The 3,399-nt window shown below is 40.2% G+C and carries 3 protein-coding genes; all 3 read right to left on the reverse strand.

Annotation, left to right across the window (positions count from 1 at the left end):
- Positions 1 to 514: 514 nt before the first annotated feature.
- The 3 genes from E4U82_RS19290 to E4U82_RS19300 all read right to left on the reverse strand — a co-directional run bounded on the left by E4U82_RS19290 (position 515) and on the right by E4U82_RS19300 (position 3,195).
- Positions 515 to 1,537, reverse strand: coding sequence for an LCP family protein (locus E4U82_RS19290; RefSeq protein WP_135111869.1), 1,023 nt, complete (start codon positions 1,535 to 1,537; stop codon positions 515 to 517).
- A 153-nt stretch (positions 1,538 to 1,690) separates the two neighbouring features.
- The gene (tagD, locus tag E4U82_RS19295) at positions 1,691 to 2,074 is read right to left on the reverse strand and encodes a glycerol-3-phosphate cytidylyltransferase (protein WP_135111870.1); all 384 of its coding nucleotides are present in this window, start codon (positions 2,072 to 2,074) and stop codon (positions 1,691 to 1,693) included.
- Between the two features lie 122 nt (positions 2,075 to 2,196).
- Positions 2,197 to 3,195, reverse strand: coding sequence for an LCP family protein (locus E4U82_RS19300; RefSeq protein WP_135111871.1), 999 nt, complete (start codon positions 3,193 to 3,195; stop codon positions 2,197 to 2,199).
- Positions 3,196 to 3,399 lie beyond the last annotated feature (204 nt).

Below are 3,399 nucleotides of genomic sequence, written 5' to 3' on the forward strand. Positions count from 1 at the left end.
AGACAATTCCATATTTTTCCATTATTGATATATAATCTTCATCCTTATCAGATGGCTTCATCAAATGTGGTAGGAAAAGTGAGAAAAACAGCGATATTTTAAGAAAGTCGAAATAAATAGAGGGAGGACGTAGAATTTCGTAGCGGCGTAGTTTCGAGCAGCGGAATGTATGCCTTTAGATACATGAGCATAAGTAATGCTTCACTGAATCCGCATCGCACGCAGGAAAAGCGATTTTCTTTTCCAAGGAGCGGAGAAACAAGCCAACGAAGAAATTCGATGCGTCATTTTTACCGGACTTTTTGAACAGCCTCTGTAAGTTGTTTCTGAGGTCACTACGATTTAAGCCTATCCCAAGAGGAGAAGGATAAAAAAGGGCTGAAGAAAAGAGAAGCAGGAAACAACTGATGAAGGGCTTAAAGGTCCTAAATGAGAGCTTGCTAATTAAGTGACGTATCCTGGAAAGACGGCAGAATTAAAAAATCCCGGGACAGAAGTACGGTCCCGGGATTTCTTATGGGTGTTCAGTTGTAGACGTCTCTGACTGACTATCGGGAGCTGTGGGCGTTACCAGTCCAAGGTGCTCTTTCAAGGTTTGCTTCACTTCTTCAAGCGACTCTTCATCCGGAATCTGATAATCTCTCCCATTAATTGTTTGTGGATACGTGTCATATGATAGTTTATCAATGTTACTGGTACTAAAATCGGAGTATTCCCGGTAGAAACCTAGTCCTTCACTGACCTTCATATTCGTTTTGACGTTATTTCCGACTTCTTCAGCTAAATCATCAACTTTCGTAACTGTTCCAAGTGATGTTGCTTTGTCAATAATTGCTTTGATAACTTGCTGCTGCCGTTCATTTCTGCCAATATCCCCACGCGGATCCTTTTTCCGCATTCGGGCAAATGCCAGAGCTTCTTCACCATTAAGTTCCATTGGGCCTTCAGTAAATTGCAGATTTTCATTTCCCGATTCTCTGATCGTTCTTTGTTCAAAGTCAAATGGGACATCAACCTCAACGCCACCAAGGATATCGACTATATTGGTAAACGCATCAAAGTTTACAGCCGCGTAGTAGTCAATCGGTATGTCCAGGAATTGTTCAACCGTTTTGATGGCCATTTCCTTACCCCCATAAGCATGGGCATGGGCTATTTTTTCTTGCGTGCCCCGGCCGGCTATTTCGACTAGTGTGTCACGCGGTAAACTTAACAACTTTAACTTTTCATCGCCCGGATTGAATGTCGCAACGATCATCGTGTCCGTTCTGCCATTATCACCGTTGGTTGAGTAGTCCTCGACTCCCAATAATAGAATGGATATCGGATCGTCACTAATCGATACAGCTTCTGAACGTAAGTCCGACTTATCACGATCAAGATCGTCATATGAACTACTCGCTGCTGTGTAAGTCTGGACAAGCATATAGCCGACCCCGCCAGCGAGCAATAAAAATACGGTTAGTGCTATATAAAGAACGCGGCGCCGAAGTTTTTTCTTCTTTTTTCGCCTTCGCATATCTATCCGTTGTTGCATAGCTTAATTCTCCTTAAATCTTGCATACTATTAATTTATATCAGTCAACTTATTAAATTATAATCGGCATTGTCGAAAAATGCAATGTAATTTTTAGAATACCACACATTATAGACGAATCCGATTAAGAAAAGGTTACATTTTCTTATCATTTTAGAATCTGTCTTTTTTAATTTTCGATGACGAGATGCCATCTGTTCGCGGAAGATAAATCACATCACAATAACGTTCTAAAAAATTAAATTTTCCTTTCCAGTCATCACCGATAACAAATAAATCAATGTCATATTTGATGATGTCGTCCACTTTTTGATTCCAGTTTGTTTCAGGAATGACTTTGTCCACATACTTGATCGCTTCCACGATTACTTTACGACTATCAAAAGGATGGTATGCATCCTTGTTTTTTTTATGATTAAAATCGTCGGTTGAGACACCGACAATCAGAAAGTCACCTATTTCCTTTGCACGGCGCAAAAGATTGATATGGCCCGGGTGCAATAAATCAAAAGTCCCGTACGTAATGATTTTTTTCATAAAATCTCCCCATGTGACGAATCTTCTCTTATTGTACTATTAACTTCATCGGTAGTAAATAATGCGTTGGGAATCGTTTCGCTTATATTTTTTTAAAAAGAGACTGTCATAGAGCCACCGAGTCAATATGTGTTAGTGCTTTCTTCATCACTGGCATAATCACCTTTATCAATATTTTCCTTTAAATCTAAATGATTACGCAAATCCGTTTGAATGTCATGTTTGCTTTCTTCATCCACTTGAAAATACCAGAGACCATCGTCCATATAGCCGCCGCTGCCATCAAGATTGACAGTTTCAATGGAAATGTTTTCGTCAAGACCGTAAGCGAGAAAGTCTTTCATATCACCGAAAGAAAGGCTTGTCGTCATGTTGTTTCCAATGGCATCGACAGTTTCACCCAATTTAAGGATTGAGGACGCGGCCGTTGCTTTGTTGACAATGGTTCTAAGAATTTCCTGCTGCCGTTTACCACGCTCAACGTCATTATCATACTTTCGAGTTCTGGCAAGTGCAAGCGCTTGTTCGCCATTTAATTGTTGTTCCCCAGGCATTAAATGGATGCTGTTTTTATCATCATCGGAGTCTGATTCCCATATTTCATAAGGTACGTCATACGAAATACCACCAAGAGAGTCAACAACTTCAATAAAACCTTCGAAATTCACTTTAGCATAATAGTCCACTGGAACATGTAAGAAGTTTTCGACTGTTTCAATGGTGGCTTTAGGCCCTCCGAAAAAGTGAGCATGGTTGATCTTTGTGTTTCGATCGACTTTTGGAACGTAAACATACGAATCACGGGGGATGCTTAACAGTTTGACTGAGCTATTCTGTTTGTTGAAAGTTCCCAGAATAAGTGCATCCGAGCGGCTTGCCTTCTCATCACGAAACTCACTGTTATCAACACCAATGAACAGAACAGATACGTTATCTTCAACAGGGTCAACGGCTTCTTCTCTTAGATCGGATGTTTCGTTTTCACGACCAACCTTTTCCTGCGAATCGGATACCATATCTTCTGTTTTGTTGTACAAGTAGATGGCGTAACTACCGGCAACAATAATAATTAATACTAACGGTATAACAATAATCAACGTCCATTTTTTCTTCTTTGACATAAATTTTTCTCCTTAGTCATTTCGTAGGATCTATTTTACAAAAATCTACACAAAATAACAATGAAGGAAAGCGGGAAGTATGTGTCAATCTTTTCTCGATGTGGTTGTCACACCAATATATTTGGCACTCTATTTTTGTACACGTTTTCCGGCTACCGCGCTGTCGCTTGGTGGCCTGCATGTTTTCGTCACGTTCCAAAACCC

The sequence above is a fragment of the Lentibacillus salicampi genome (assembly GCF_004565465.1).
Lineage (GTDB): Bacteria > Bacillota > Bacilli > Bacillales > Amphibacillaceae > Lentibacillus > Lentibacillus salicampi.

Excerpts from the sequence above, each read along its gene's own strand:
- E4U82_RS19300 (WP_135111871.1), bottom strand. The coding sequence starts at position 3,195 with ATGTCAAAGAAGAAAAAATGGACGTTGATTATTGTTATACCGTTAGTA.
- E4U82_RS19290 (WP_135111869.1), bottom strand. The coding sequence starts at position 1,537 with ATGCAACAACGGATAGATATGCGAAGGCGAAAAAAGAAGAAAAAACTT.
- tagD (WP_135111870.1), bottom strand. The coding sequence starts at position 2,074 with ATGAAAAAAATCATTACGTACGGGACTTTTGATTTATTGCACCCGGGC.